This window comes from Lentzea sp. NBRC 102530, assembly GCF_030269365.1.
GTDB lineage: Bacteria > Actinomycetota > Actinomycetes > Mycobacteriales > Pseudonocardiaceae > Lentzea.
On the sequence record NZ_BSTF01000016.1, the window covers coordinates 156,406 to 182,510 of the forward strand.

21 protein-coding genes and 1 pseudogene are annotated in these 26,105 nt (G+C 70.2%); 14 read left to right on the forward strand and 8 right to left on the reverse strand.

Translation table 11 applies throughout. The features are described 5' to 3' along the window. Nucleotides 1-4 precede the first annotated feature (4 nt). Together hisS and QSK25_RS35010 are read left to right on the forward strand one after the other, a co-directional pair. On the forward strand, nucleotides 5-1,294 hold the full coding sequence (hisS, locus tag QSK25_RS35005; RefSeq protein WP_502881923.1) for a histidine--tRNA ligase: 1,290 nt from the start codon (nucleotides 5-7) through the stop codon (nucleotides 1,292-1,294). Beyond that, nucleotides 1,291-1,917 (forward strand): hypothetical protein, encoded by a 627-nt coding sequence (locus QSK25_RS35010; RefSeq protein WP_285644712.1) that lies wholly within the window; start codon nucleotides 1,291-1,293, stop codon nucleotides 1,915-1,917. The genes hisS and QSK25_RS35010 overlap by 4 nt, the downstream gene beginning before the upstream one ends. A gap of 3 nt (nucleotides 1,918-1,920) precedes the next feature. Here QSK25_RS35010 and QSK25_RS35015 read toward each other — a convergent pair whose 3' ends face one another. Beyond that, nucleotides 1,921-6,495: a HEAT repeat domain-containing protein gene (locus QSK25_RS35015; protein WP_285644713.1), complete on the reverse strand. Its 4,575-nt coding sequence runs from the start codon at nucleotides 6,493-6,495 to the stop codon at nucleotides 1,921-1,923. Nucleotides 6,496-6,663: 168 nt separating this feature from the next. Between QSK25_RS35015 and QSK25_RS35020 the strand changes: the two genes are divergently transcribed. Beyond that, nucleotides 6,664-7,221 carry a hypothetical protein gene (locus QSK25_RS35020; protein WP_285644715.1) on the forward strand — a complete coding sequence of 186 codons (558 nt, stop codon included), beginning with the start codon at nucleotides 6,664-6,666 and terminating at the stop codon, nucleotides 7,219-7,221. Here the strand turns inward: QSK25_RS35020 and QSK25_RS35025 are convergent, their stop codons facing one another. Beyond that, nucleotides 7,222-8,058, reverse strand: coding sequence for a spermidine synthase (locus QSK25_RS35025; protein WP_285644717.1), 837 nt, complete (start codon nucleotides 8,056-8,058; stop codon nucleotides 7,222-7,224). A 46-nt stretch (nucleotides 8,059-8,104) separates the two neighbouring features. Between QSK25_RS35025 and QSK25_RS35030 the strand changes: the two genes are divergently transcribed. Continuing rightward, entirely contained in the window at nucleotides 8,105-8,458 is a 354-nt protein-coding gene (locus tag QSK25_RS35030; RefSeq protein WP_285644719.1) for a DUF1304 domain-containing protein, read from the forward strand. On the opposite strand, the gene QSK25_RS35035 is transcribed toward QSK25_RS35030, so the two are convergent. Genes QSK25_RS35035 through pnuC form a run of 3 tightly spaced genes read right to left on the reverse strand, consistent with a single transcriptional unit; the run spans nucleotide 8,379 to nucleotide 11,366 of the window. Continuing rightward, the gene (locus tag QSK25_RS35035) at nucleotides 8,379-9,704 is read right to left on the reverse strand and encodes a YibE/F family protein (protein WP_352236713.1); all 1,326 of its coding nucleotides are present in this window, start codon (nucleotides 9,702-9,704) and stop codon (nucleotides 8,379-8,381) included. The genes QSK25_RS35030 and QSK25_RS35035 overlap by 80 nt on opposite strands. Before the next feature lie 34 nt (nucleotides 9,705-9,738). Further along, nucleotides 9,739-10,800 (reverse strand): AAA family ATPase, encoded by a 1,062-nt coding sequence (locus QSK25_RS35040; protein WP_285644723.1) that lies wholly within the window; start codon nucleotides 10,798-10,800, stop codon nucleotides 9,739-9,741. Further along, a complete protein-coding gene (gene pnuC / locus QSK25_RS35045; RefSeq protein WP_285644724.1) occupies nucleotides 10,797-11,366 on the reverse strand; it encodes a nicotinamide riboside transporter PnuC in 570 nt (189 codons plus the stop codon). The genes QSK25_RS35040 and pnuC overlap by 4 nt, the downstream gene beginning before the upstream one ends. 45 nt (nucleotides 11,367-11,411) lie before the next feature. Between pnuC and QSK25_RS35050 the strand changes: the two genes are divergently transcribed. Then, nucleotides 11,412-13,388, forward strand: a complete 1,977-nt coding sequence (locus tag QSK25_RS35050; RefSeq protein WP_285644726.1) for an intein-containing Rv2578c family radical SAM protein — start codon at nucleotides 11,412-11,414, stop codon at nucleotides 13,386-13,388. A gap of 45 nt (nucleotides 13,389-13,433) precedes the next feature. On the opposite strand, the gene QSK25_RS35055 is transcribed toward QSK25_RS35050, so the two are convergent. Both QSK25_RS35055 and QSK25_RS35060 read right to left on the reverse strand, forming a co-directional pair. Continuing rightward, nucleotides 13,434-13,778 (reverse strand): nuclear transport factor 2 family protein, encoded by a 345-nt coding sequence (locus QSK25_RS35055; protein ID WP_285644728.1) that lies wholly within the window; start codon nucleotides 13,776-13,778, stop codon nucleotides 13,434-13,436. 19 nt (nucleotides 13,779-13,797) lie between these two features. Further along, complete coding sequence (locus QSK25_RS35060; RefSeq protein WP_285644730.1) at nucleotides 13,798-14,529, reverse strand: putative protein N(5)-glutamine methyltransferase; 732 nt, start codon at nucleotides 14,527-14,529, stop codon at nucleotides 13,798-13,800. Between the two features lie 127 nt (nucleotides 14,530-14,656). Here QSK25_RS35060 and QSK25_RS35065 point away from each other — a divergent pair, with 127 nt between their 5' ends. The 8 genes and pseudogenes from QSK25_RS35065 to QSK25_RS35100 all read left to right on the forward strand — a co-directional run bounded on the left by QSK25_RS35065 (nucleotide 14,657) and on the right by QSK25_RS35100 (nucleotide 23,878). After that, nucleotides 14,657-15,184 carry a TetR/AcrR family transcriptional regulator gene (locus tag QSK25_RS35065; protein WP_285644789.1) on the forward strand — a complete coding sequence of 176 codons (528 nt, stop codon included), beginning with the start codon at nucleotides 14,657-14,659 and terminating at the stop codon, nucleotides 15,182-15,184. Continuing rightward, complete coding sequence (locus tag QSK25_RS35070; protein WP_285644731.1) at nucleotides 15,181-15,912, forward strand: TIGR03084 family metal-binding protein; 732 nt, start codon at nucleotides 15,181-15,183, stop codon at nucleotides 15,910-15,912. The genes QSK25_RS35065 and QSK25_RS35070 overlap by 4 nt, the downstream gene beginning before the upstream one ends. A gap of 47 nt (nucleotides 15,913-15,959) precedes the next feature. Next, nucleotides 15,960-17,431 (forward strand): annotated as a pseudogene (locus QSK25_RS35075) (acyclic terpene utilization AtuA family protein). Continuing rightward, on the forward strand, nucleotides 17,428-18,540 hold the full coding sequence (locus tag QSK25_RS35080) for an acyl-CoA dehydrogenase family protein (RefSeq protein ID WP_285644733.1): 1,113 nt from the start codon (nucleotides 17,428-17,430) through the stop codon (nucleotides 18,538-18,540). Before QSK25_RS35075 ends, QSK25_RS35080 begins: the two are co-directional and overlap by 4 nt. Beyond that, nucleotides 18,540-20,090, forward strand: a complete 1,551-nt coding sequence (locus tag QSK25_RS35085) for an acyl-CoA carboxylase subunit beta (RefSeq protein WP_285644735.1) — start codon at nucleotides 18,540-18,542, stop codon at nucleotides 20,088-20,090. The genes QSK25_RS35080 and QSK25_RS35085 overlap by 1 nt, the downstream gene beginning before the upstream one ends. A 5-nt stretch (nucleotides 20,091-20,095) precedes the next feature. Then, complete coding sequence (locus tag QSK25_RS35090) at nucleotides 20,096-21,928, forward strand: ATP-binding protein (protein ID WP_285644737.1); 1,833 nt, start codon at nucleotides 20,096-20,098, stop codon at nucleotides 21,926-21,928. Next, entirely contained in the window at nucleotides 21,925-23,064 is a 1,140-nt protein-coding gene (locus tag QSK25_RS35095; protein WP_285644739.1) for an acyl-CoA dehydrogenase family protein, read from the forward strand. The genes QSK25_RS35090 and QSK25_RS35095 overlap by 4 nt, the downstream gene beginning before the upstream one ends. 13 nt (nucleotides 23,065-23,077) lie before the next feature. Further along, entirely contained in the window at nucleotides 23,078-23,878 is an 801-nt protein-coding gene (locus QSK25_RS35100) for an alpha/beta fold hydrolase (RefSeq protein ID WP_285644742.1), read from the forward strand. On the opposite strand, the gene QSK25_RS35105 is transcribed toward QSK25_RS35100, so the two are convergent. After that, nucleotides 23,818-24,714 carry a helix-turn-helix domain-containing protein gene (locus tag QSK25_RS35105; RefSeq protein WP_285644743.1) on the reverse strand — a complete coding sequence of 299 codons (897 nt, stop codon included), beginning with the start codon at nucleotides 24,712-24,714 and terminating at the stop codon, nucleotides 23,818-23,820. The genes QSK25_RS35100 and QSK25_RS35105 overlap by 61 nt on opposite strands. Nucleotides 24,715-24,895: 181 nt before the next feature. Here QSK25_RS35105 and QSK25_RS35110 point away from each other — a divergent pair, with 181 nt between their 5' ends. Next, nucleotides 24,896-26,056 carry a S8 family peptidase gene (locus tag QSK25_RS35110; RefSeq protein ID WP_285644745.1) on the forward strand — a complete coding sequence of 387 codons (1,161 nt, stop codon included), beginning with the start codon at nucleotides 24,896-24,898 and terminating at the stop codon, nucleotides 26,054-26,056. Nucleotides 26,057-26,105 lie beyond the last annotated feature (49 nt).

A 26,105-nucleotide genomic window follows, 5' to 3' on the forward strand; every position in this document is an offset into this window, starting at 1 on the left:
AGACGTGTTTTCCGCACCCAAAGGCGTTCCCGACTACATCCCGCCGACGTCCGCCGCGTTCGCGCACGTCCGGTCGACGCTGACCCGCGCCGCCGAGCTCGCGGGCTACGGCTACATCGAACTGCCGGTCTTCGAGGACACGGCGTTGTTCTCGCGCGGTGTCGGCGAGTCGACCGACGTCGTGACGAAGGAGATGTACACCTTCCTCGACCGCGGCGAGCGGTCCATCACGCTGCGCCCCGAGGGCACCGCCGGCGTGATGCGGGCGGTCATCGAGCACAGCCTCGACCGCGGCTCGCTGCCGGCGAAGCTCTACTACGCGGGCCAGTTCTTCCGCGCCGAGGCCCCGCAGGCGGGCCGGTACCGGCAGTTCCACCAGGTCGGCATCGAGGCGATCGGCATCGACGACCCGGCCCTGGACGCCGAGGTCATCGCCGTCGGTGACGCGGGCTTCCGCGCGATCGGCCTCACCGGCTACCGCCTGGAGCTCACCTCGCTGGGCGACGCGAACTGCCGTCCCGCGTACCGGGAGAAGCTGCAGGCGTTCCTCGCGGAGCTGCCGCTCGACGAGGCGACCCGTCAGCGCGCCGAGCTGAACCCGTTGCGCGTGCTCGACGACAAGCGCCCCGAGGTGCGCGAGATGGTCGCCGACGCGCCGCTGATGGTCGACAACCTGTGCGACGCGTGCCGCGAGCACTACGAGCTCGTCAAGGGGTACTTGACCGAGCTGGGCGTGAAGTTCGTCGAGAATCCCCGCATGGTCCGCGGTCTCGACTACTACACCAAGACGACGTTCGAGTTCGTGCACGACGGCCTCGGTGCCCAGTCGGGCATCGGCGGCGGCGGTCGCTACGACGGCCTGATGGCGCAGCTCGGCGGTCAGGAGCTGTCCGGCGTCGGCTTCGGCCTCGGCGTCGACCGGGCGCTGCTCGCCGCGCAGGCGGAGGGCGTGCTGCCGGAGTTCAGCCGCGTCGACGTGATCGGCGTGCCGCTGGGCGAGGGCGCGCGCGCACGGCTGGTGGCCATCGCGGGCGAGCTGCGGGCCGAGGGCGTGCGCACCGACCTGGTCTACGGCGGCCGGTCGATGAAGGCGGGCTTCAAGGCGGCGGACAAGTCGGGCGCGAAGCTCGCGCTGGTGCTCGGCGAGCGCGGTCTGGAGGCCGGCACCATCGGCGTCAAGACGCTCGCGACCGGCGACCAGGTGGACGTGGCGTTGACGGACGTGGTGTCGGCGGTGCGGGACGCGCTGGCCCAGGGTGACACAGCAGCCGAGGCGGTGCGGGAGACCCCGTGAGCGACGACAAGCTCGTTCTCGACCTGCTCGACAAGGTGACGGTCCGCAAGCGCGCGCGGATGGTGGCGATCGGCGGCCTGATGGTCGCCCTCGCCTTCGGCGCGATCGTGGGCCTGATCGGCGGGCGCTGGCCCGGCGTGATCGCGGCGCTGATCGTGTCGGTGCCGGTGATCCTGCTGGCCATGTCCGAGGCGCGCCGCACGGTGTGGCTCGAGGGCACGACCGTGCACGTGCGGGCGTTCGGCACGCGCAAGGTCGACCTGGCCACCGCCGACGGCCTCGACCTGCTGGTCACCGACCTGCGCGGGGCCCGGACGGTCGGCCTGTTCGTGCGCGGCGGCAAGAAGGCCATCAACGTGGCCTTGTCGATGTACGCCGGAACGGGCGGCCGGGAGCTGGGCGTCTACCAGCTGCGCAGGCTCGCGGACGCCCTGGCGGCCCGCGGTGACACGCCCGGCCTGGTGTTCTCGGAACTCCTCGTGGCCCAGCTGCGGGCAGAAGCACGCGGCCTGGCGGCGGCGGAACGGCCGTTGTACCGGCTCGGGTCGCTCGCCCCGGCGGGCCGGATGGCGCAGAAGCTCCACCCGGACGCCGTGTCGAAGTTCGTGACCTCGCTCGACTGATCCTCAGCTGTCCGCGCGGCGGAACGCCTCCGCCACGTCCAGCGCGACCCTGGCCGCCCGTCGGGCGGCCTCGGTCTGCCTGGCCTCCTTGTCGGTGGCCATGTCCTCGTCGCCGAGGTCGCTCACGCACTTGAGCATCGCGCCGCCGGCCAGCTTCTTCGCCTTGAACCACTCCCAGATCGTGTGCAGCATCCCGTGCGCCTCGGTCTCCACGCCGCCGATCTCGACGGACAGCCCGAGGAGTTCGGCGCGCAGGGCGGAGTCGCGCCAGGCGATCACCTTCTCGCCGCTGGCGAAGTCCTTGACCCGCAACGCGTGCCCGTCGAGCGACTGCTCGAGCCGCCGCTTGGTCTCCAGCCGGGTGACGAGTCGCAACGCCTGCTCGTCCGTCCGGTAGACCTGCGGCCGCAGCCCGCCACCCTCCGGCCGCACCTTCTCCGGCCCGTAGTCCCACACCTCGCGCGCGAACAGCACGTCCCCGAGCTTCACACCGCGCTCGTCGAACCCGCCGCACACCCCGACCAGCAACACCAGGTCCGGCCGGAACGCGGCCAGCAGGTCCCGCGTCACCGCCCCGGCCGACTGCCCGCCCTGCTCCGTGGCCACCGTGGTGACCACCCGCACCGGCGGCCCACCCGCGGGCGTCAACTCGAAGACGTCGTAGTACCGCCCGTCCCGCTGGACCTCGGTGGTGTCGATCCCGCGCTCCTCGAGCACGCGGTACAGCGCCTTGGACTCCACCGGCACGGCGGTGAGCAGCGCGACGTGGAACTCGTCGCTGGGCTTGGGGGCGTCCACGTCGAACCTCGACCTTCGTTGCACGCGGAACCCTTCGAGCACCGCTTCCGGCTTCTCGGTGAACGACTCGACGTCGGCCTGCACCTGCCGGCGCCTGTCGAGCTCCTTGCGCTGGACCTCCATCCGCGCCTCGAAGGAGGGGTTGTCCGCCTTCCGGCCCGCCACCAGGTCCGTGATGCGGGCGAACATCCTCTCCGCGTGTGGCAGGGGCAGCAGCCGCAGCTGGCTGAGCGAGGAGGCGATGGTCGCCAGGCGCGTGTCCTTGTGCAGCAGCAGCCGGACGACGTGGGGGAGCAGCGCGTCCGTGAACTTGGGGCGCTCGGTCACGGCTCGGATGACGGCGGCCGCCGCGACGCCGCAGACGCCCGAGTCCGGGTCACGGGGGCGCTGGTCCTTCCGCGGCTCCTCGGGAGCGATGACGAACCTGATCAGGCTCACGTCCGCCTTGCCCGCCAGCGCGAGTCCTTCCAGGGCGTTCGTCCGGTTCGTCGGGTCGCCGTCGGTGTGGATCACGTCGACCAGCCACTTCTTCGTCGCTGGAGTGATCTCGCGGCGTGCCACGAGGTCGATGATCGCTCCGCGCAGGGCACGGCATTCCCGGTCGCGGTGGACGGCGCGCCTGAGCCGGTCGGCGACGCCAGTGATCCACTCCTCGCCTTCGGTGTCGAGATGGGCGAGGGCCCCTACCGCGGCGCGTCGGGTTCGGTAGGTCTCGTCAGGGTTTCTGATCGTCGCCCTCAACGCCGGAGCGGTCTCGCTGTCGCCGATGCGCCCGAGTGCGGTGGCGGCGGAGCCGCGGACGTAGGCGTCCTCATCCTTGAGCATGGCGGTGAGTGCGGGGACGGCCTGGGGCGAGCGGATGTTGCCGAGTGCCGTGGCGGCGGAGCCGCGAACGTAAGCGTCCTCGTCGGTGAGCGCGGTGGTGAGCGAGGAAGTGGCTTGGGGGTCGCCGACGCGGCCGAGCGCGTTGGCGGAGGAACTGCGCACGTAGGCGTTGGCGTCGCTGAGCGCGGTCGTGAGTGCGGGGATGGCCAGGGGTGAGCCGATGTTGCCGAGTGCGGTCGCGGCGGAGCCGCGGACGCTGGCGTCGTCGTCGGTGAGTGCGGCGGTGAGCACGGGGATGGACACGAGCGAGCCGATGTTGCCGAGCGCGTTGGCAGCGGAGCCGCGGACCACGGCGTCGCTGTCTTCGAGCGTGCTGGTCAGTGCGGGGATGGCTAGGGGCGAGCCGATGTTGCCGAGCGCGGTGGCGGCGGAGCCGCGGACGCTGGCGTCGTCGTCGGTGAGTGCGGTGGTGAGGGGCGGGATGGCTCTGGGGTCGCCGATGTTGCCGAGTGCGTTGGCGGTGGAGCCGCGGACGTGGGCGTCGTCGTCGGTGAGTGCGGTGGTGAGGGACGGGATGGCTCTGGGGTCGCCGATGTTGCCGAGTGCGTTGGCTGCGGAGCCGCGGACGTTGGCGTCCTTGTCGCTGAGTGTGGTGCTCAGCGACAAGATCGTTTTGGAAGACCCGATGTTGCCGAGTGCGGTGGCGGCGGAGCCGCGGACGTTGGCGTCGTCGTCGGTGAGCGCGGTGGTCAGGGCGGTGATGGCTTTGGGGTCGCCGATGTGTCCCAGTGCGGTGGCGGCGGAGCCGCGGACGTTGGCGTCCTTGTCGCTGAGTGCGGCGGTAAGAGAGGGGACGGCTCGGGTCAGACCGATGCGTCCGAGCGCGGTGGCGGCGGAGCCGCGGACGTTGGCGTACGCATCGGTGAGCGCGTCGGTGAGTGCGGTGGTCAGCGACGGGACGGCTCGGGTGATGCCGATGTGGCCGAGTGCGGTGGCTGCGGAGCCGCGGACGTTGGCGTGCGCGTCCGTGAGGGCGGAGGTGAGTGCGGAGACGAGGGTGCTGGTGAGGGAGGGGATGGTGTGCGCGGAGCCGATGCGCCCGAGTGCGGTGGCGGCGGAGCCGCGGACGTGGGCGTCGTCGTCGGTGAGTGCGGTGGTGAGGACAGGGACCGCCAGGGGCGAGCCGATGCTGCCGAGAGCCGTGGCGGAGGCTCCGCGCACCACCCCGTTGTCGTCCCCGGTCGTGGCCGCGCACAGGTCGTCGACGTCCCGCTCGTTGCCATTGGTGCCGAGCCAGTTGCTGCTGCGTCGGCGGAGGTCGGGATCGGAACTCTGACGCAGCGTTTCCCGCCGTTGCAAGGCCAGTTCTTCGCTGCGGGTGCGCGCGGTTTCTCCGGATCTCGACTTGGCGCCGCGTCTGGAGATACGACGGATCCGTTGGCGCATCCGTTGCAGGGACGCGGGGGTCAGGGACCTGTTGCGCAGGGCGGCCAGCACCCCGTCCGTCAGGTCCGGATCGTCGTCGTCGAGCGCGCGCAGGAGGCCGTGCTGGATCCCGTCCAGCAGCACCGCCGGAGGCAGACTCACCAGGGCGGCCGGCAGGCGGTCGCGCACCAGGCGGCCCTGGACGAAGAAGTCGCCCAGGCGGCGCCACAGCAGGCCGCGGACCTCGTCGCCGAGCACACCCCGGTTGGCGAGCAGGACGTCCACCAGCAGTTCGGGTGCGAGTTCCGGGGCGCCCTTGCCGAGCAGGCCCAGCGCGGCCTCGTCCGGGTTCGGCTGCAGGCCGATCCAGTCGCCCAGGCACTGGTCGAGGTACGGGTCGAAGGCCACCGCCGGCAGGGTCGTGCGCTGCCACGCCAGCGCCAGGCCGAAGTCCACGAACGCCGGGTGGATGAGGCTGTGCTGGCCGCCGGAGGGATCGCCCACCGGCGTCACCATCTGGGTGTCCAGGAAGGTCTTCACGACGCGCGCGATCTCGTCGCGGTCCTCCCACACGCGGCCGAGCAACGCCTCCAGGTCGACGGCGAGGAAGTCCGCGTTGCCCTTGCCCGTGGTGATCGCGGCCAGCGCGGCGGCGGACAGCGCGGCCTCCATGCCGAGACCGTGCTTCTCGGCCTCCTTGGCCGCGTTGTCGAACCGGCCTTCGCCCCTGGGCCGGACCAGGGTTTCGCGCAGCAGTTCGGCACGGCTGCGCGGGATGGCGCGGGCCGGGCCGGACCTCGTGCCGAGCAGCCAGTCGGTCAGCAGGGAGAGCATGAACGGGTTGGAGGCGACGCTCAGCATGTTGCCCGACTTGATCTCGGTCAGGGCGTCGGCGGGGGAGGAGCCGCGCATCCCCAGGTAGGTCTCGATGTCCTGCTCGCTCAGCGGCTCGATCGACATCGTCTCGACCTCGCGCTGCATGGTCTCGTTCAGGTCGTCGATCTCACGCCGGGAAGTGGCGACGACGGTGAATTCGTGCGATCCCGCCACCAGTTGCCAGATTAAATTCCACGTCGGGTGGCCTTCGAACTCGCGTTCCAGTTCGTTCAACGCGTCTACCAGGAAGATCACGCGTTTCTGTTTGACGTGCGCCTTCCACAGCTTCTCGTCGATGCCCATCGGGCGGAGCAGTTTCGCGAATTCCTTGACGCTGAGTCCGTCGACTTTCTGCTGCCGCATTTGGCGGTTGTCGATGAACACGCACGGGATCCCGCGGTCGAGGAGTGCGATCGCGTACTGCAGCAGCGCGGTGCTCTTGCCACTGCCCGCACCGCCGATGAGCAGCCAACTCCTGGGCCGGTACTCCGCCTTGTCCCTGCGGGTGGACAGCTGGTCCAGCAACGTCTCGAATCGGACGTGCTGAGCGGAGTCGTCCGTTGAATCGCGTACCCGAAAAGTGGGGGCGAGGTAGTGTTCCACCGTTTTTCCGGCCAGCTTGGCGCGCCAGGGCCCGTACTGCGCAACGCTCATTCGCTCCTCGCTGCCCGTGTCCGATCCACCCCGACGGACAAGTCAAGTTACCACGGTGGAGTTCGGGAAAATGGGTGTTGCGGATGGTGCCCGGAAGAGGACGTTCCGTTGCCCGTCGACATCCGGGGCGATCATGACCGAGGATGGTGCGGGCGAAGAGGGGGACGAATGGCGGAAGGTGACATCAGCGTCGCGAAGGTGCTGACGCTGGAGTACGAGCGGTTGAAGGAAGAGCAGAAGACGAGGATCGGGTTCCGGGACAACCTGGTCTACGCGACGCTCGCGTCGATGGCCGCCGTGGTGGCGGCGACGCTCAGCGCGAAGGGCCAGGCGAACCTCGCCCTGCTGCTGCCACCGGTCGCCCTGCTGCTCGGCTGGACCTACCTGGTCAACGACGAGAAGATCTCCGCCGCCGGTCGTTACATCCGCACGGAACTCGCGCCCCGGCTGGCCGCGCACCTGCCCGAGGGCACGCTGGTGTTCGGCTGGGAGTCGTTCCACCGCGGTGACCGGCGCCGCCGCACGCGCAAGGTCCTGCAGCTCGCCGTGGACCTCGGCATGTTCTGCCTGGCGCCGACGGCCGCGCTGGTCGTCTACTGGGCGTCGGGTCCCAGGACCGTCGTGTACATGTCCGTGTCGATCGTGGAGGCACTGGCCGTCATCGGGCTCGCGGTGCACCTGGTCGTGTATGCCGACCTGGCCCACCACGAGGACACTCCCGGCTGATCAGGTGCCCCAGAGCCCCGACGGCGGCGCGGGGGACGACGTGGCGGTGGCGTCCGTCGTCACCGGGGCGCCGCCGATGAACTTCGTCAGGCCCGTGCCGTGTTCGACGCGGCCGGGGAACGGGTCGCCGGCGGTGGCTCTGGTCAGCTGCTGCATCGGCAGGCCGCGGTGCGAGGCCATGATCACGAAGTTGCCGAAGCGGCGGCCGCGGAACACGCCCGGTTCGGCCATCACGCAGACGTGCTCGAACACGTCGCGCACGGTGGCGCACTGGGAGCGGGCGAACTGGAGACCGTTGCCGTCGCCGATGTTCGCGGCGTAGATGCCGTCCGGGGCCAGCGCGGCGGACGCCTGGCGCACGAACTCCACCGACGTCAGGTGCGCGGGGGTGCGGGCGCCCGCGAAGCAGTCCGACACGATCAGGTCGAACGAGCCGGGACGGGCCTTGACCAGCACCGCGCGGGCGTCGCCCGTGGTGATCCGCACGCGGGAGGGCGGCGGCAGCTCGCGGCGGATGAACGCGATCAGGCCCGCGTCGATCTCCGCCACCTGCTGAGACGCGCGAGGCAGTAGATCGGCCACGTAGCGCGCTAGCGTGAGAGCGCCACCACCGAGGTGGAGCACACGTGAGGGCGCGGTGAGATCGACGATGTGACCCAGCCTGCGGACGTACTCGAACTCCAGGTAGGTCGGGTCGTCCAGGTCCACATGCGACTGTGGGGTTCCGTTGACCCGCAACGTCCAGGAGTTCCGTCCACCGAGGTCGGGGACCAGCTCCGCCACGCCGGAGTCGATCGACTCGGTGATCGCCTCTGTGTCGGGCCGTTGTCTTCCCACTGCTCTATTGTCTCACCGCGTGTGTCAGCTCTGAGGAGGAACCCAAGTGCAGGTCATCGCAGGCGTTCTGCTCGCCCTCGTGGCGTTGATCCACATCTACATCGTGGTGCTGGAGATGTTCCTCTGGACGACCCCGCGCGGGCAGAAGGCGTTCGGCCTGACGCCCGAGTTCGCGCAGGAGTCCAAGGCGCTCGCGGCGAACCAGGGCCTGTACAACGGGTTCCTCGCGGCCGGTCTGATCTACGCGCTCATCCGCCAGGACTTCGGCGCGTCCGTGCTGTTCACGGTGTTCGTGATCGTCGCGGGCGTCTACGGCACGTTCACGGCGAGCCGGAAGATCTTCTTCGTGCAGGTGGTGCCGGGTTCGCTGGCGCTGCTCTTCGTGCTGCTGGCCGGCTAGGCCGCACCCACGGCCCCTTGTCGGGGTCGTAGCCGGTGAACAGGTCGCCCTCGATGCGCGCGGGCCGGGGCTCCGGCTTCGCGCGCTTCACCGTCTTCGGCGCAGGTTCGGGTTCCGAGGGTTCCGGTTCGGGTGCCGCGATCGGGGTGACCTCCTGGCGCACCGCGACCAGCGCGGCGAGCGCCGTCGTGACCGGGATCGCCGCCACCAGGCCGATGCTGCCGACCAGGGTCCGGACGATCTCCTGCGCGATCTGCTGCGCGGTCAGGATCTCGCCCATCGAGCGGCCGGCCAGCGAGATCGCCAGCAGCAACGGCAGCGCGGCACCCGCGTAGGCCATCACCAGCGTGTTCACCACGGACGACATGTGGTCGCGGCCGATCCGCGAGCCCGCCGCGAACAGCTCCCGCCAGGTCAGCTCGTCGTTCGCCCGCCGCAGCTCCCACACGGCACTGGTCTGCGTGACCGTGACGTCGTCCAGCACGCCCAGCGCGCCGATCAACGTGCCCGCGAGCAGCAGGCCGCGGGTGTCGATGTCGGTGCCGAGCAGCCGGACGAGGTTCGCGGTGTCGTCGTCCAGGCCGGTCAGGTTCGACAGCGCCGAGAACAACGCGCCCAGCACCCCGATCAGCGCGAGGCTGACCATCGTGCCCAGCACGGCCGTCGACGTGCGCGCCGAGACCCCGTGCGTCAGGTACAGCACCACGAACATGATCAGTCCGGCGCCGACCACCGCCACCATCAGCGGGTTCTCGCCCGCCAGGATCGACGGCATGATGAACAGCACCAGCACCACGAAGCTCAGCAGCAACGCGCCCAGCGCCGCGAGTCCCTGCCAGCGCCCGAGCAGCAGCACGGCGGCCGCGAACAGCAGCGCCAGCACCGCGAGCGACCAGCCGCGCTGGTAGTCGACGATCTGGTACGACTCGGCGGCCTGCGGCTGGGTGCCCGAATAGGACAGCACGACCTCGTCGCCCAGCTCGAAGCTCGGCGCGCCGGGCCCCTTCACGCTCGGGATCGTGATGCTCTGGCCGGGCGAGGGGCCGTCGGTCATCTTCACGGTGATCGCGACGCACTTCTCACCGCAGTTCTCGGCGAGACCCGTGACGACGGCCTCGACCGGCGTCTGGTTGAGGCCGACCTCGGCGCCGGTCTTCTGCTCGACCCCGAACGGGTAGAGCAGCGCCGCGCCGACGATCGTGGCCAGCGCCAGCGGCACCAGCAGCCACACCAGCAACGTGCGCACGCGCTGCGATGCCGGTTCCTCGCTCAGCGCGTGGCTATGCCCGTGACCGTGACCCACGCGCGACATCCTGCCGCATGAGGTGTTCGATCGCGGTCACGGCGGTGGCGAACCTGTCCCGGGTGAGCTTGAGCCACGGCACCCCGCGCGCCGCGAGCTCCCGTTCGAACACGCCGGTCATCCACGAGCGCAGGTGCTCGCCGTCGCGCCAGCCGTCCTGTTCGAACGGAACGCCCACGTGGTCGGTCAGCAGGTACAGGTCCGGTTCGCTGCCCAGGGGGATCTCCGGCCGGAACCCCAGGTAGCGCTCGCCCCAGACGGTGGCGGCGAACGCGTCGTTGTCCGCGATCACGAGCGGCGCGGTCTCGGCCTGGATCCGGCGTTCCTGTTCGTGCGCGACGTCTTCGAAGTCGCCCAGCGTCCACACCAGACCGTCCAGGGTGGCGTCCGGCGCGAACGACCGGGCGGCGGTCAGCTTGTGCTCGGTGTGCTCGCGGCCGTACTCGGCGATCCAGGGCGCTCCGAAGTGGTCGGCCAGCTGCTTCGACAACGTGGTGGTGCCGGTGCTCTCCGCGCCGAGCACCACGACCTTCCGGCCCAGTCCGCGCCGGGTGGCGGGAGCGAGGTGGTGCCAGTTCGCCACCGGGTCGGTGCGCACGGCCGTGCCGGAGACCGGGTGGGTGAGGCGGTCGAGGTCGACCAGCACGTGCCGGGCGCCGAGCCGGCGGGCGAGTTCGTCGCCGTACTTCTCGCTGGAGAACACGGCGTCGACGCGGGCGTTGCCCGGTTCGCCGTCCGCGATGGCCCTTCTGGCCAGCACCGCGCGGGTGAGGGCGACGTGCAGGTCCCAGATCTCGTCGGAGTCGAAGTCCATCGGGTGGTCGTCGAGGTCGCCGATGATCCGCACACCTGGCGTCTGCGCGTGCGTCTCCGTCAGCCAGCGCACGCGGTGTTCGAGCGGGATCGTTTCGTGCGAAGCGGCCAGAACGGTCACGGTCGTGCGTTCGCTGCTGGCCGCCGCCATCTCGACGAGGTGGTGATGTCCGTTGTGCGGTGGGTAGAACTTCCCGAGCACCAGCGCGTGCGCGAACTCCTTCACGCGGGCACCTCGGTGGTCCTGATGTCCTTCGTCCAGCTGCGCAGGCCGATCACGCACAGCACCATGAACCCCACGTACAACACGGCCGTCAGGTACAGCTCCTTGTAGGCGTACAGCGGCACGTAGATGATGTCCGCGGCGATCCACAGCCACCAGCACTCGACCTTCTTGCGCGTCTGGCCCCAGGTCGCGAGCAGCGACAGCACGGTCGTGATCGCGTCCCAGAACGGCACCGTCGACCCGTTGCTGACGAGGATCCAGTGCAGCAGCGCGGTGCCGAGCACGCCGGCCACCGCGAGCCACAGCCACTGCGTCCGGGTCGTGCGGCTGACGTGCAACGTCGAGTGCTGCTCGCCGCCGCGCACCCACGCCCACCAGCCGTAGAGCGCGAGTGCCATGTAGACGATCTGGAGGCCGGAGTCGGCGTACAGGCCGCTGCCCCAGAACAGCACGAGGAACGCCACGTTGTTGGCGATCCCGATGGGCCAGTTCCACGGGTTCTGGCGCGCGACCAGCCACACGCACAGTGCGCCGGTGATGAAGCCTGCTACCTCAATGGGTGACACGTGCGCTCCTTGACCGCCGTTCGAACATGTGTTCGAATCGGTGTTGTGCGATGGGACGGGCAGAAACTCGAGGCAGAGCCGCAGCAGGCACTACCGGGGCTACCGGGACTGGTGCGCAGCGTACGAACTCCTGAGTTCGCGGACGTGGTGTTCCACGAGGTCCGCGCCAAATCCGTGCTCAACGGGGTACCGGGGTCGTCGCTGCCGTTCTCGTGGACGGTGAACCCGTACCGCGGCTGTTCCCACGCCTGCACGTACTGCATGGCGGGCGACACGCCGATCCTCATGGGCAACGGTCGCACGAAACCGCTGTCCGAGCTGCGTGCGGGCGATGAGATCTACGGCACCGAACTCGTCGGCAACTACCGGCGCTACAAGCTCACGACCGTGCTCGCGCACTGGGAGACGCGCAAGCAGGCGTACCGGCTGACGCTGGAGGACGGCACGACCGTCGTCGCGTCCGGGGACCACCGGTTCCTGACCGACCGCGGCTGGAAGCACGTGACCGGCGAGACCGCCGGTGTGGGCCGCCGCCCGCACCTCACGACGGGCAACAAGCTGATGGGCACGGGGGCTTTCGTCGAGCAGCCCGCCGTGACCGACGACTACCGCCGCGGCTACCTGCGCGGCATGGTCGACGACGAAACCGACTTCCGCATCCCGGTCGCCGACATCGAGGCCATGGACCGCACTCAGGAGTACCTCGACTACTTCGGAGTGCGAGAAGGGAGGGGATTTCTGCACCAGGTGCGCGAGCTCGCGCACTGGCAGATAGCCCCGAACCCGGACTGGCTCAAGGGATTCCTGGCGGGCGCGTTCGACTACCTCGGGACCTGCTCGCGCAGCATCCTGCGGCTCTCGACGCGCAACGCCACCGTGCTGGAAGCGATCTGCCTGGCGTTGAAGCACTTCGACTTCGACTTCGCGATCGAGGAGCTGCGCCGCCGTCGTGGTGTGCGGGTCGTGCGGCTGCGCGGCGGGCTGCGGGAGAACCTGCGCTTCTTCCACACCGTCGACCCGGCGATCACCCGCAAGCGCGACATCGACGGCGTGGCCATCAAGTCGCAGCAGCCGCTCGGCGTCGTGTCCGTGGAACCGTTGGGGGAGAAGACCCTCTACGACATCTCGACCGGCACCGCGGACTTCATCGCGAACGGGATCGTGTCCCACAACTGCTTCGCCCGCAAGACTCATTCCTATTTGGACCTGGACACCGGCAAGGACTTCGACAACCAGCTGATCGTCAAGGTCAACGCGGGGGAGGTGCTGTCGCGCCAGCTGCGGTCGTCCCGCTGGAAGCAGGAACACGTGGCGCTCGGCACGAACACCGACCCCTATCAGCGGGCGGAGGGGCGGTACGCCTTGATGCCAGGGATCATCGAGGCGCTGACCGCCTCCCGCACGCCCTTCTCGATCCTCACGAAGGGCACCCTGCTGGCGCGTGATCTGCCGTTGCTCACCGCGGCTTCGGAGGTCGTGCCGGTCGGGATCGCCGTCTCGCTCGCGTTGATGGACCGCGACCTGCACAAGTCGCTGGAGCCGGGCACGCCGACGCCGGCCGCGCGGCTGGAGCTGGTGCGCAAGGTCCGTGAGGCGGGCCTGCCGTGCGGGGTGTTCGTCGCGCCGGTGCTGCCCGAGTTGACGGATTCGGTGGAGCAGCTGGACTTCCTGCTGGAGCAGATCGCGGCGGCGGGTGCCACGGGCGTCACCGTGCTGCCGCTGCACCTGCGGCCCGGGGCGAAGGAGTGGTTCGCGACCTGGTTGCGACGCGAGCACCCGGACCTCGTGGAGACGTACCGGTACCTGTACGGCAACCGGTCCTACGTGGACAAGCGGTACCGCGCCCGGCTGGCCGCGCGCGTGGTCCCGCTGATCGAGAAGCACGGGCTGGCGCCACGCGGGCGTTCCACCGACGCCGTCACCGGGGTGCCCGGCGACGACGACGGCGTGTGGCCCGACGGAAGCCTGCCGGTCGGTGTGCCGGCGCCCCGCGTGGACCAGGAACAACTCACCCTGCTGTGATCATCGCTGGACGCGGACGCCCTCTTCCCCGGGGCCGTCTGCGCGCTAGGCCCACCCGCCCTGGGCCATCGTCTGGAACTTCCACTCGCCGCCGACCCGCGTGAGCAGGTCGCCGTAGCGCACCGTCATCCCGTTGATCGTGCCGTCCGTGATGACGAAGACCAGGTTGTCGTTGATGAAGTGCGGCGTCCTGGTGGACTCCATCTGCACGTCTCCGCCCAGCTGGGCGCCCATCTCCCTGAGGAACGTCTCGCGGTCCCACGACGTCGCCGAGCCGTCGGTGACCGTGTTGATCGGGAACAGCGCCATGTCGGCCATCGCCTCGACGTCGCCCTCCACCGCGAGCGCGTCCCACTTCTCGAACCACTGCATGACCTCGTCGTACGACATACCGTACATTGTACGGAACTTAGCGGCGTCCGACCACCGCGTTGCTGTCCTCGCTGGTCACGAGCTTGGCAGTGAGTCCTGCGGCGGTGAACGCGACCAGTGCGGCAGGGGCCTGGCGCTCGCTGGTCTCGCTCAGCAGGTGCCCGCCGGGCCGCAGCCAGGTCACCGCCTGGACGGCCACCCGGCGCAGGACCTCCAGGCCGTCCGTGCCGCCGTCCAGGGCCACGCGGGCCTCGTGGTCGCGGGCTTCGACCGGCATGAACGGGATGTCGAGGGTCGGCACGTACGGGACGTTGGCGACGATGACGTCGATGGTGCCCTTGAGGTGGGGAGGGAGGGCGTCGAACAGGTCGCCCTCGTGGACGTCGGCGAGGTTCTGGCGCGCGCACGCGACAGCCACGGGGTCGATGTCGGCTGCGTGCACCTCGGCGTGCGGCAGCCGGTGCTGGAGCACGGCGCCGACCGCTCCCGAGCCGCAGCACAGGTCGACGACGACGGACGGGTTCAGGTCGGTGGCGAGGTCCACCAGGAGTTCGGTGCGGTGGCGGGGGACGAAGACGCCCCTGGTGACCACGATCCGCTGCCCGCAGAACATCGCCCAGCCGACGGCGTGTTCGAGTGGCAGGCCGTTGACCCGTTGGGTCACCAGCTCTTCCAGGTGCCGCGGCGACTCGGCGGCCTCTTCGAGTAGCGCGGCCTCCTCTTCGGCGAAGACGCAGCCGGCGGCGCGCAGGCGTTCCACGATGCTCATCGGTCGCGGACGCTAGCAAGCGTACTTACAAGCAGTCTTGACTGTTTGTTTGTTCGGCGGAAGACTCGGCCGCGTGGAGACGAGGCAGCGCCAGGCGGACCGCACGCGGGAGACGAAGCGGAAGCTGATGGAGGCGACCGTCGAGTGCCTGGTGGAACGCGGCTGGTCGGGCACCACGACGACCGAGGTGGCCGAACGCGCGGGCGTCTCCCGCGGCGCCCAGCTGCACCACTTCCGCACGCGCGGTGAGCTGGTGGCGGCGGCCGTGGAGCACGTCGGTGCGGAGAGCGTCGAGGTGCTCAGGCGGCGCGCGGAGATCGCCGAGAAGAGCACCCATGCCGTCGTGGAGCTGATCGCGGACTTCCACGCGAGCGACCTGTTCACCGCCGCGCTGGAGCTGTGGGTGGCGGCGCGCACCGATCCCGAACTGCGCACGCAGGTGCTCGAGTTGCAGGCACGGCTGGGGCGCGAGGTGTACCGGCTCGCGCTGGAACTGCTCGACGTGGACGACAGCGAGCCCGGCGTGAAGGACGCGGTGCAGGCCACCCTGGACCTGGTGCGCGGGCTGGCTTTGGCGAACCAACTCGCTGACGACGCCAAGCGCCGCGCGCACGTCGTGCGGTACTGGGCGAGGATGCTGGAGGAACAGCTGTGATCACGGAACTGCTGGCCGATCTCGACGCCGAGTCGCGCTCGCTGGACGAGATCGTCCAGGGCGCCGACTTCTCGGTGCCGACGCCGGCGGAGGGCTGGACCGTCGGGCACCAGATCGGTCATCTCATGTGGACGGACAAGGCGGCGATCCTCGCCATCACCGACCCCGAGGCGTTCAAGGCGCAGCCGCTGACCGCCGACATCGTGGACCGGACGGCGGCCGAGGCGGCCGTGCTGCCGGACCTGGTGGAGCTGTGGCGGGACAGCCGCGCGGCGCTGCGGGAGCACCTCGCGAAGGCCGAGGGCAAGATCCTCTGGTTCGGGCCGCCGATGAGCCCGGCGTCGATGGCCACCGCGCGGATCATGGAGACCTGGGCGCACGGCCAGGACGTCGCCGACGCGCTGGGCGTCGTGCGGGAGCCGACCGCGCGCATCAAGCACGTGTGCCACATCGGGGTGCGGACGATGGGGTTCGCGTTCCTGCTCAACGGGCTGGCGGTGCCGGAGGTGCCGGTGCGGGTCGAGCTGACCGGGCCGTCCGGTGAGCTGTGGACGTGGGGGCCGCAGGACGCGGAGAACCGGGTTTCCGGGCCCGCGCTGGACTTCGCGTGGCTGGTGACGCAGCGGCGCAACCGCGAGGAGCTCGCGATCGAGGCCGTCGGGCCGGTCGCGCAGGAGTGGGTGCCGATCGCGCAGGCCTTCGCGGGGCCTCCCGGTGGTGGACGGTGATCCGGATCGGCAACGCGTCCGGCTTCTACGGCGACCGCCTGTCCGCGATGCGCGAGCAGCTGGAGGGCGGTGAGCTCGACGTCCTGACCGGCGACTACCTCGCCGAGCTGACCATGCTGATCCTCGGGCGCGACCGGATGAAGGACTCGTCGCTGGGGTACGCGAAGACGTTCCTGCGGCAGATGGAGGACTGCCTGGCGCTGGCGCTCGACCGGGGCGTCAAGATCGTCGTGAACGCCGGCGGGCTGAACCCGGAGGGGTTGGCGCGCAAGCTCGACGCCAAGGTCGGCTACGTGACCGGCGACGACCTCAAGGCCCGGTTTCCCGACGCGCTCACCGCCAACGCCTACCTCGGCGCGTGGGAGATCGCGGAGTGCCTGAACCAGGGCGCACAGGTCGTGGTCACCGGCCGCGTCACCGACGCCAGCCTGGTCGTGGGGCCCGCGGCGGCGCACTTCGGCTGGGCGCGCGACGACTGGGACCGGCTGGCGGGCGCCACGGTCGCGGGCCACGTGCTGGAATGCGGCACGCAGGCCACGGGTGGCAACTACTCGTTCTTCACCGAGATCGACGTGACCCGACCGGGTTTCCCGATCGCGGAGATCGACGAGGACGGGTCGTCGCTGATCACCAAGCACGACGGCACGGGTGGCGCGGTCACCGTCGACACCGTGACGGCACAGCTGCTGTACGAGATCGGCGCGCCGGAGTACCTCGGGCCGGACGTCACCACGCACTTCGACACGATCCGGCTCGAAGAACACGAGCGCGGGGTCCGGATCAGCGGCGTCCGGGGTTCTCCGCCGCCGGACACGCTCAAGGTGTGCCTGAACACGCTGGGCGGCTTCCGGAACTCGACCACGTTCGTCCTCACCGGACTGGATGTCGAGGCCAAGGCCGAGCTGGTGCGACGGCAGCTGCACGACGCGATCGGTGACGACGGCCTGACGTGGACGCTGGCGCGGACCGACCAGGCCGACGCGGCGACCGAGGAGCAGGCCAGCGCGTTGTTGCACGTCATGATCAAGACCGCAGACCCCAAGCGGGCCAAGGGGTTCAGCCGGGCGGCCATCGAGCTGGCGCTCGCGAGCTACCCCGGGTTCCACGTGACCGCGCCGCCGGGCGACGGCACGCCGTTCGGGGTCTACCGGGCGGCCTACGTGCACCGCGACGAGGTCAGCGCCGAGGCGGTGATGCTGTGAAGAGGCCGTTGGGAACGATCGCGGGTGCGCGCAGCGGGGACAAGGGCGGCGACGCGAACCTCGGCGTGTGGGTGCGATCGGACGCGGCTTTCGCGTGGCTCACCGGGTTCCTGACCGTCGAGAAGCTCAAGGAGCTGCTGCCGGAAGCGCAGGACGTGAGCCGGTACGAGCTGCCGAACCTGAAAGCGCTCAACTTCGTGCTGCACGGCCTGCTCGGTGACGGCGTGGCGAGCAGCACCCGGTTCGACCCGCAGGCCAAGGCACTCGGCGAGTGGTTGCGGGCGAGGGTTGTCGAGATCCCGGAGGAGTTGCTGTGATCACGAGGGACCTGTTCGAGCGCAAGGAACTCCGGCAACTCGTCGCGGACTTCACCCGCAAGGAGATCGTGCCGCACCTCGACCAGTGGGAACGCGACGGCGAGATCCCGCGCGAACTCCACGAGAAGGCGGCGGCGCTCGACCTGCTCGGCATCGGGTTCGAGCACGGCGACCTGCTCGACTCGGTCGCGCTGACCGAGGAGATCATCCAGAACGGCGGCTCGTCGGGGGTGATGGCGGCGTTGTTCACGCTCGGCATCGCCATCCCGCACATCTGGCAGTCCGGCAACGACGATCTGATCGAGCGGTTCGCGAAGCCCGCGATCCGGGGCGAGAAGATCGGCAGCCTCGCCGTCACCGAACCCGGTGCCGGCTCCGACGTCGCGGCCATCCGGACCACCGCGCGCCGCGACGGCGACCACTACGTCGTCAACGGCGAGAAGGTCTTCATCACCTCCGGGTGCCGCGCGGACTTCGTCACGACCGCGGTGCGCACCGGCGGTGAGGGCTACCAGGGCATCTCGCTGCTGGTGGTCGAGGACGGGTTCACCCGGCGCAAGCTCGACAAGATGGGCTGGCACTGCAGCGACACCGCCGAACTGCACTTCGACGACGTGCGGGTGCCGGTCGCGAACCTGGTCGGCGAGGAGAACCAGGGGTTCGCGCAGATCATGCGGCAGTTCCAGGTCGAACGCGTGACGATGGCGGTCGAGGCGTACGCCACCGCGCAACGGGCGTTGGACCTGACCGTCGAGTGGACGCGCCACCGCGAGACGTTCGGCAAGCCGCTCATCAAGAACCAGGTGATCAGGCACAAGCTCGCCACGATGGCGCAACGGATCGACCTGGCGCGGACGTACACGCGGGAGGTCGCGGCGCGGATCGAACGCGGTGAGGACTGCGTGACCGAGGTCTGCTTCGCGAAGAACGCCGCCGTCGAGGCGTGCGGCGCCGTGGTCGACGAGGCGGTGCAGTTGCACGGGGGCATGGGGTACATGCGGGAGTCCGAAGTGGAGCGTCACTACCGGGACGCCCGCATCCTCGGCATCGGGGGCGGGGCGAGTGAAGTGATGACCGAGCTCGCGGCACGACGATTGGGGTTCGCCTGATGGGCAACAGGGAGGCGCTGCTCGCGAAGATCGCGGGCCTCGACGCCGAACACGCCAAAGCGCTGGCCGGAGGTGGGCCGAAGTACGTCGAACGGCACCACAAGCGCGGCAAGCTCCTCGCCCGCGAACGGGTCGAGCTGCTGATCGACGAGGACAGCCCGTTCCTGGAGCTGTCCCCGCTCGCCGCGTGGGGCACCGACTTCCCGGTCGGCGCCTCGTGCGTCACGGGCATCGGGCGGATCGAGGGCGTCGAGTGCGTGATCGTCGCGAACGACCCGACGGTGCGCGGTGGCTCGTCGAACCCGTACACGTTGCGCAAGTCGCTGCGGGCCAACGACATCGCGTTGCAGAACCGGCTTCCGCTGGTCAGCCTGGTCGAGTCGGGCGGCGCGGACCTGCCGACGCAGAGCGAGATCTTCATCCCCGGCGGGCGGGCGTTCCGCGACCTGACGAGGCTCTCCGCGGCGGGCATCCCGACGGTCACGGCGGTGTTCGGCAACGCGACAGCCGGTGGTGCCTACGTGCCGGGCATGTCCGACTACGTGATCATGATCAAGGACCGCTCCAAGGTGTTCCTGGGCGGTCCGCCGCTGGTCAAGATGGCGACCGGCGAGGACGCCGACGACGAGTCGCTGGGCGGCGCGACGATGCACGGCGCCACGTCCGGGCTCGCGGACTTCGTCGCCGAGGACGAGACCGACGCGATCCGGCTGGCACGGCGGGTGGTCGCGCGGCTGAACTGGCGCAAGCTCGGGCCCGACCCCGCCGCCGTCGAGGAGCCGCTGTTCGACGCGGAGAGCATCCTCGACGTCGTCTCCGAGGACCAGCGGGTGCCGTTCGACCCGCGCGACGTCATCGCGCGGCTGGTCGACGGTTCGCACTTCGACGAGTTCAAACCGTTGTACGGCAACAGCCTCGTCACCGGCTGGGCGCGCATCCACGGCTATCCGGTCGGCATCCTCGCCAACGCGCGGGGTGTGCTGTTCAGCGAGGAGTCGCAGAAGGCCACGCAGTTCATCCAGCTGGCGAACCAGAGCGACACGCCACTGGTGTTCCTGCAGAACACCACCGGGTACATGGTCGGCGCGCAGTACGAGCAGGGCGGCATCGTCAAGCACGGCTCGATGATGATCAACGCCGTCTCGAACAGCCGGGTGCCGCACCTGACGATCACGATGGGCGCCTCCTACGGCGCGGGCAACTACGGCATGTGCGGCCGGGCGTACGACCCGCGGTTCCTGTTCACGTGGCCCAACGCCAAGTCGGCCGTGATGGGCCCGGCCCAGCTCGCGGGCGTGCTGTCGATCGTCGGGCGGCAGGCCGCGATGGCCAAGGGACAGGAGTACAACGAGGAGCACGACGCCGCCATGCGCAGGATGGTGGAGGCGCAGATCGAGGAGCAGTCGCTCGCGCCGTTCCTGTCCGGGAAGCTCTACGACGACGGCGTGATCGACCCGCGCGACACCAGGACCGTGCTCGGCTTGTGCCTCTCCGCTGTCCACAGCGGACCGATCAGGGGCGCCGACGGCTTCGGCGTCTTCCGGATGTGAGCGAGATGATCAAGAGTCTGCTGATCGCCAACCGCGGCGAGATCGCCCGCCGGATCATCCGCACCTGCAAGGACAACGGCATCCGCACGGTCGCCGTGTTCTCCGACCCGGACGCCGACGCGCCGCACGTCCGGGAGGCCGACTTCGCGGTCCGGCTGCCCGGCGCGTCGCCCGCCGAGACCTACCTGCGGGCCGACCTGCTCGTGGAGGCGGCGGTCAAGGCCGGTGCCGACGCGGTGCACCCCGGCTACGGATTCCTCAGCGAGAACGCCGGCTTCGCCCGCAAGGTGCAGGCCGCGGGACTCACGTGGGTCGGGCCGGAGCCTGACTCCATCGAGGCGATGGGCTCGAAGGTCGCGGCCAAGAAGCGGATGGCGGCGGCCGGCGTGCCGACGTTGCCCGAACTCGATCCCGAGACCGTCACCGAGTTCCCGGTGCTGATCAAGGCGTCCGCCGGTGGTGGCGGGCGCGGCATGCGGATCGTCCGGGAGAGGTCCGGGTTCGCGGACGCGCTCGCCAGTGCGCGGCGCGAGGCCGAGTCGGCGTTCGGCGACCCCACGGTGTTCTGCGAGCCGTTGCTGGAGCAGGCGCGGCACGTCGAGGTGCAGGTCCTCGCCGACGCGCACGGCACGGTGTGGGCGCTCGGCGAACGCGAGTGCTCGATCCAGCGCAGGCACCAGAAGATCGTCGAGGAGTCACCGAGCCCGGCGGTCGGCGACGACGTGCGGCAGCGGCTGTTCGCGGCGGCCACGGCGGCGGCCGAGTCGATCGGGTACGTCGGCGCGGGCACCGTCGAGTTCATGCTGAAGGGCGAGGACTTCCACTTCCTGGAGGTCAACACGCGGCTGCAGGTCGAGCACCCGGTCACCGAGTTCGTGTACGGCGTGGACCTGGTGCAGTGGCAACTGCGGATCGCCGAGGGCGCGCGGTTGCCCGCGGAGGCACCGGAACCGCGCGGGCACGCGATCGAGGTCCGGCTGTACGCCGAGGACCCCGCGCACGACTGGCGGCCCGCGAGCGGCACGCTGCACCGGTTCGAGGTGCCCGGCGACGTGCGGCTGGACAGCGGCGTCGAGGACGGCTCGGTGGTGTCGGTGCACTACGACCCCATGCTGGCCAAGGTGATCGCGTACGCGCCGACCCGCAGGGCCGCGGCCCGCAAGCTCGTGACGGCGCTGGAGAACGCGCGGATCCACGGGCTGGTGACGAACCGGCAGCTGCTCGTGGACGTGGTGAGCGACGCCGACTTCCTGAACGGCGACACCCACACCGGGTTCCTCGACGAGCACGACTTCAGCAGGTCCGTTGACCCGCAACCGTTTGCGCTCGCGGCGGCGCTGGCGTCCGCCGCGACGCGGAGGATCGGTCACCTGCCGCTGGGCTGGCGCAACGTCCGGTCGCAGCGGCCGAAGGCGAGGTTCCTGCACGGCGAGGAGCTGGTCGAGGTCGAGTACGACCCGGCGCAGGCCACGCCGGACACGGTCGTGCTGGACCTGGACGGCGTGCGGGTGCCGTTCCACGTGGCCCGCTACGGCGACGTGGTCGAGGTCGACTCGTCGCGCGGATCGGTGACGCTGAAGGTCGTGCCGCGCTTCCCCGAGCCGGAGACGAAGCTCGCGCCCGGCGCGACCGTCGCGCCGATGCCCGGCACCGTGGTCCGGGTCAGCGTCGCGCAGGGCGACTCCGTCGAAGCCGGTGCCGAACTCCTGGTGCTGGAAGCGATGAAGATGGAACACCGCGTGCTCGCGACGAACGCGGGCACGGTCACCGAACTGCTCGTGGAGAACGCCCAGCAGGTCAACGCCGGAGACGTCCTGGTCGTAGTGGAGGAACAGTGAGCTTCGTCGAGTCCGAAGAGCGGATCGCGCTGCGCAAGGCCGTCGCCGAGTTCGGCGCGAAGTACGGCCACGACTACTTCACCGCCAAGGCGAGGGCGGGGGAGAAGACCACCGAACTGTGGGAGGAGGCCGGCAAACTCGGCTACCTCGGCGTCGCGGTACCGGAGGAGTTCGGCGGTGGTGGCGGCGGCATCGGTGACCTCGCGGCGGTGTGCGAGGAGCTCGCGGCGGCGGGCTGTCCGTTGCTGCTCATGGTGGTCTCGCCGGCGATCTGCGCGACGGTGATCGCCCGGTTCGGCACGGACGAGCAGAAGGCCAAGTGGCTGCCCGGTTTCGCGGACGGCACGCTCAAGATGGCGTTCGCGATCACCGAGCCGGACGCGGGGTCGAACTCGCACAAGCTCCGCACGAGCGTGCGCCGCGACGGCGACGACTGGGTGCTGAAGGGCGGCAAGACCTACATCTCCGGCGTCGACGAGGCCGACGCGGTGCTCGTCGTCGCGATCCTGGAGACCGGACCGGTGCTCGTCGTCGTCCCGACGAACGCCGAGGGCTTCACCCGGCAGGAGATCGACATGGACCTGTTCATGCCGGAGAAGCAGTTCACGCTGTTCTTCGACGACGTCCGGCTGCCGTCCGACGCGGTCGTCGGCTCGCCGGACCAGGGGCTGCTGCAGGTCTTCGCCGGGCTCAACCCCGAACGGATCATGGGTGCGAGCATGGCCACCGGGTCCGCGCGGCTCGCGGTCGCCAAGGCCGTGAAGTACGCGAAGGAGCGGCAGGTCTGGGACACGCCGATCGGTGCTCACCAGGGCCTCGCGCACCCGCTCGCGAAGGTCCACGTCGAGATCGAACTCGCCCGGCTGATGACGCAGAAGGCCGCCGCGCTCTACGACTCCGGCCGCGACAAGGAGGCGGGCGAGGCCGCGAACATGGCCAAGTACGCGGCGGGCGAGGCCATCGCGGCCGCGGTCGACCAGGCGATCCAGATCCACGGCGGCAACGGGCTGAGCCGGGAGTACGGCCTCGCCTCGATGCTCGCGTCGTCGCGGTTGTCCCGGATCGCGCCCGTGTCGCGGGAGATGGTGCTCAACTTCGTCGCGCAGAACTCGCTGAAGCTTCCCCGGTCCTACTGACACACTGCGGGGCATGGGGACCTTCACTTCGAACGGCGTCGGCCTCGTCCACCACGGCGAGGCCGACGACCCGGTGATCTGCCTGCCCGGCGGGCCGATGCAGGCCTCGTCGTACCTGGGCGGCCTGCCGCTGCGCGACGTGATCAGGCTGGACCTGCGCGGTACCGGCGAATCGGAGAAGGCGGACAGCTACCGCGCCGACCACGTCGCCGACGACGTCGAGGCGTTGCGGCAGCACCTGGGGCTCGACCGGCTGCGGCTGCTCGGGCACTCCGCGGGTGGCACGCTCGCCATCCTGTACGCGACCCGTTTTCCGCGGCACGTCGAGGAACTCGTGCTCATCGCGCCCAGTGCGCGCGTGGTCGGCATCGACGTGACCGACGACGACCGCCGCGCGGTGGCGCTGCGGCGGTCGGCAGAACCCTGGTACGCCGAGGCGATCCAGGGGTTCGAGGAGATCTGGGCCGGGAACCTCAGCGAGGACGCGTTCGCGAAGATCGCCCCGTTCCACCACGGGCGCTGGGACGACGCCGCACGCGCGCTCGAAGACCACCCGCGCAACGACGAGGCCGCCGCCGAGTTCTACGCCGAGGGCGCGTTCGACCCGGCGCAGGTGCGCGCGGCGCTGGGAGAGCTCGATGTGCCAACGGTTCTCCTCAGCGGCGAGCACGACGTCGCGCTGCCGCCCAACCGCGCGCGGGAGTACGCGGCGTTGATCCCCGGCGCCCGGTTCGCGCTGCAGGCCGGTGCCGGTCACTTCCCCTGGGTGGACGACCCCGGCGCATTCGTGGAGCTGCTCCAGCGCATTCCGTAGACGCCGGGACCGAAGTCGAGCGCGGCCGCGTGCGCGTAACCCCCGTCGTCCACGGCGGCGGGGGCCACGCCGCCCGCCTCCGTTCCGGCGGGGCCGGTCGCGAATTGCTCGCAGGCGTCCGGTGCGTCCTGGAATTTGATCTCCAGCACGTAGTCGTGGACGCGTTCGGCGAACCGGCGGAAATGCGTGTGCTCGGCCGTCGGATGTGGATAGACCAATTCGTACTCGATCGCGACGGACTCGCCCGCGGAGATCGGTTCGTCGAACAACAGCTCCGCGACGAGCACGCCGTTCGTGCGTTCGCGGGCGATCCTCCCGACCCGGCAGGAGCGCACGGCGGTGAGCGCGGGCTGCGCGGAACCCGTTTCCTGACAAAGGATCCAGCGGTCCACATTGGCGGAACTCGCCCGCATGACCTGACGTGACCGGACGCCGCGCACCCCGCCGCACGCCGCGACGTCCACCCGGTCGTGCTGGGCGGTCAGCGCCAGGCCGGAGGAGTCCCACGCGGCCCGTGCGGACGGCTCCCGCCTGCGCGAACGGCCTCGCGGCCGCGGTGGTCCCAGCAGGCGGCTGAGAGCGCTCTCGGGCAACCCGAGCACGTCCTCGAGGTGCGCGAGGGCCATCAACGACTCGGGGCGCTCGGGTCTGCGCCTGCCCGACTGCCAGTAGCTCAGCGCCGTCACGCTGATCGGCGCGCCCCGCACCTTCAGCCGGTGCTGCAACCGTTCCAGGCTGAGTCCCCGCACCTGGATCGCGACCCGCAACGCGTCCGCGAACGGACCCGTCACGAGAAGGTCGGCGAGCTCCTCGCGCGGTGGGTAAATCGTGAGCATCGGTCCTCCGGTTTCACGGAGTCAAGATCGGAAGGCTATCGGCAGCAAAGGGAACGCGGTACAGCCGATCGGCGGTTTTCACCGGCTGGGAAACCCGCCAGGTTCAGATCTCGGGACTATTACGCCGCCAATAGGCCCGTCGGTTTCCCTGCTGCATCCCTGCGACGAACAGGACTGCACAATGCGCAAGACTGCAACTCTGCTGGGTTCGGCGGTCATGATCGCCGCGTTCGCGGCACCGGCCACCGCCGCGGTGGGCGAGATCCGCGTCTCGCCCGGTCAGAACATCGCCGGAAGCTTCATCGTCAAGCTCAAGGACAACGCGGTCACCGCGAGCGCGCAGGCTCTCGGTTCCCGGTTCGGCGGTCAGGTCGGCCACGTCTACGACGCCGTGTTCCAGGGCTTCTCGGTGAAGATGAGCGACGCCCAGGCGCGCAGACTCGCCGCTGACCCCGCGGTCGAGTACGTGGAACGCGACCAGGTGGTCAGCATCCAGGCGACCCAGGTCAACCCGCCGTCGTGGGGGCTCGACCGGATCGACCAGCGCACCCTGCCGCTCGACCAGCGCTACACCTACAACTCCACCGGTTCCGGCGTGAACGCCTACATCATCGACACCGGTGTCCGCATCACCCACCGCGACTTCGGCGGCCGCGCCCGCAACGGCTACGACTTCGTGGACAACGACGCCGTCGCGCAGGACGGCAACGGCCACGGCACGCACGTCGCCGGCACCGTCGCGGGCACCTCCTACGGCGTCGCGAAGCAGGCGACCATCATCGGTGTCCGCGTGCTGAACAACTCGGGTTCGGGCACCATCGCCGGTGTCGTCGCCGGCGTGAACTGGGTGGCGAACAACCACGTCAAACCCGCTGTCGCCAACATGTCGCTGGGCGGCGGCGCGAACACCTCGCTCGACAACGCCGTGAGCGGGGCGATCACCCGCGGCGTGACGTTCGCCGTCGCGGCGGGCAACTCCAACACGAACGCGGCGAACACCTCGCCCGCGCGCGTGGCGGCGGCGCTGACCGTGGGCTCCACCGAGCGCACCGACGCCCGTTCCTCCTTCTCCAACTACGGCCCGGTCGTCGACGTGTTCGCACCCGGCGGCGGCATCACCTCCGCCTGGCACACCAGTGACACGGCCTCGAACACGATCTCCGGCACCTCGATGGCGTCGCCGCACGTCGCCGGTGTGGTGGCCCGCTACCTGCAGGGCAACCGGAACGTGACGCCCGCCCAGGTGGCGACCGCGATCACGAGCAACGCCACCAACGGCAAGGTGACCAACCCCGGCCCGAGCACGACGACCAGGCTCCTGTACTGGGCGCCGACCAGCTGAACCCGGCAGTCCCGTGATGTGCGGCCCCGGCTCCTCTCGCGAGCCGGGG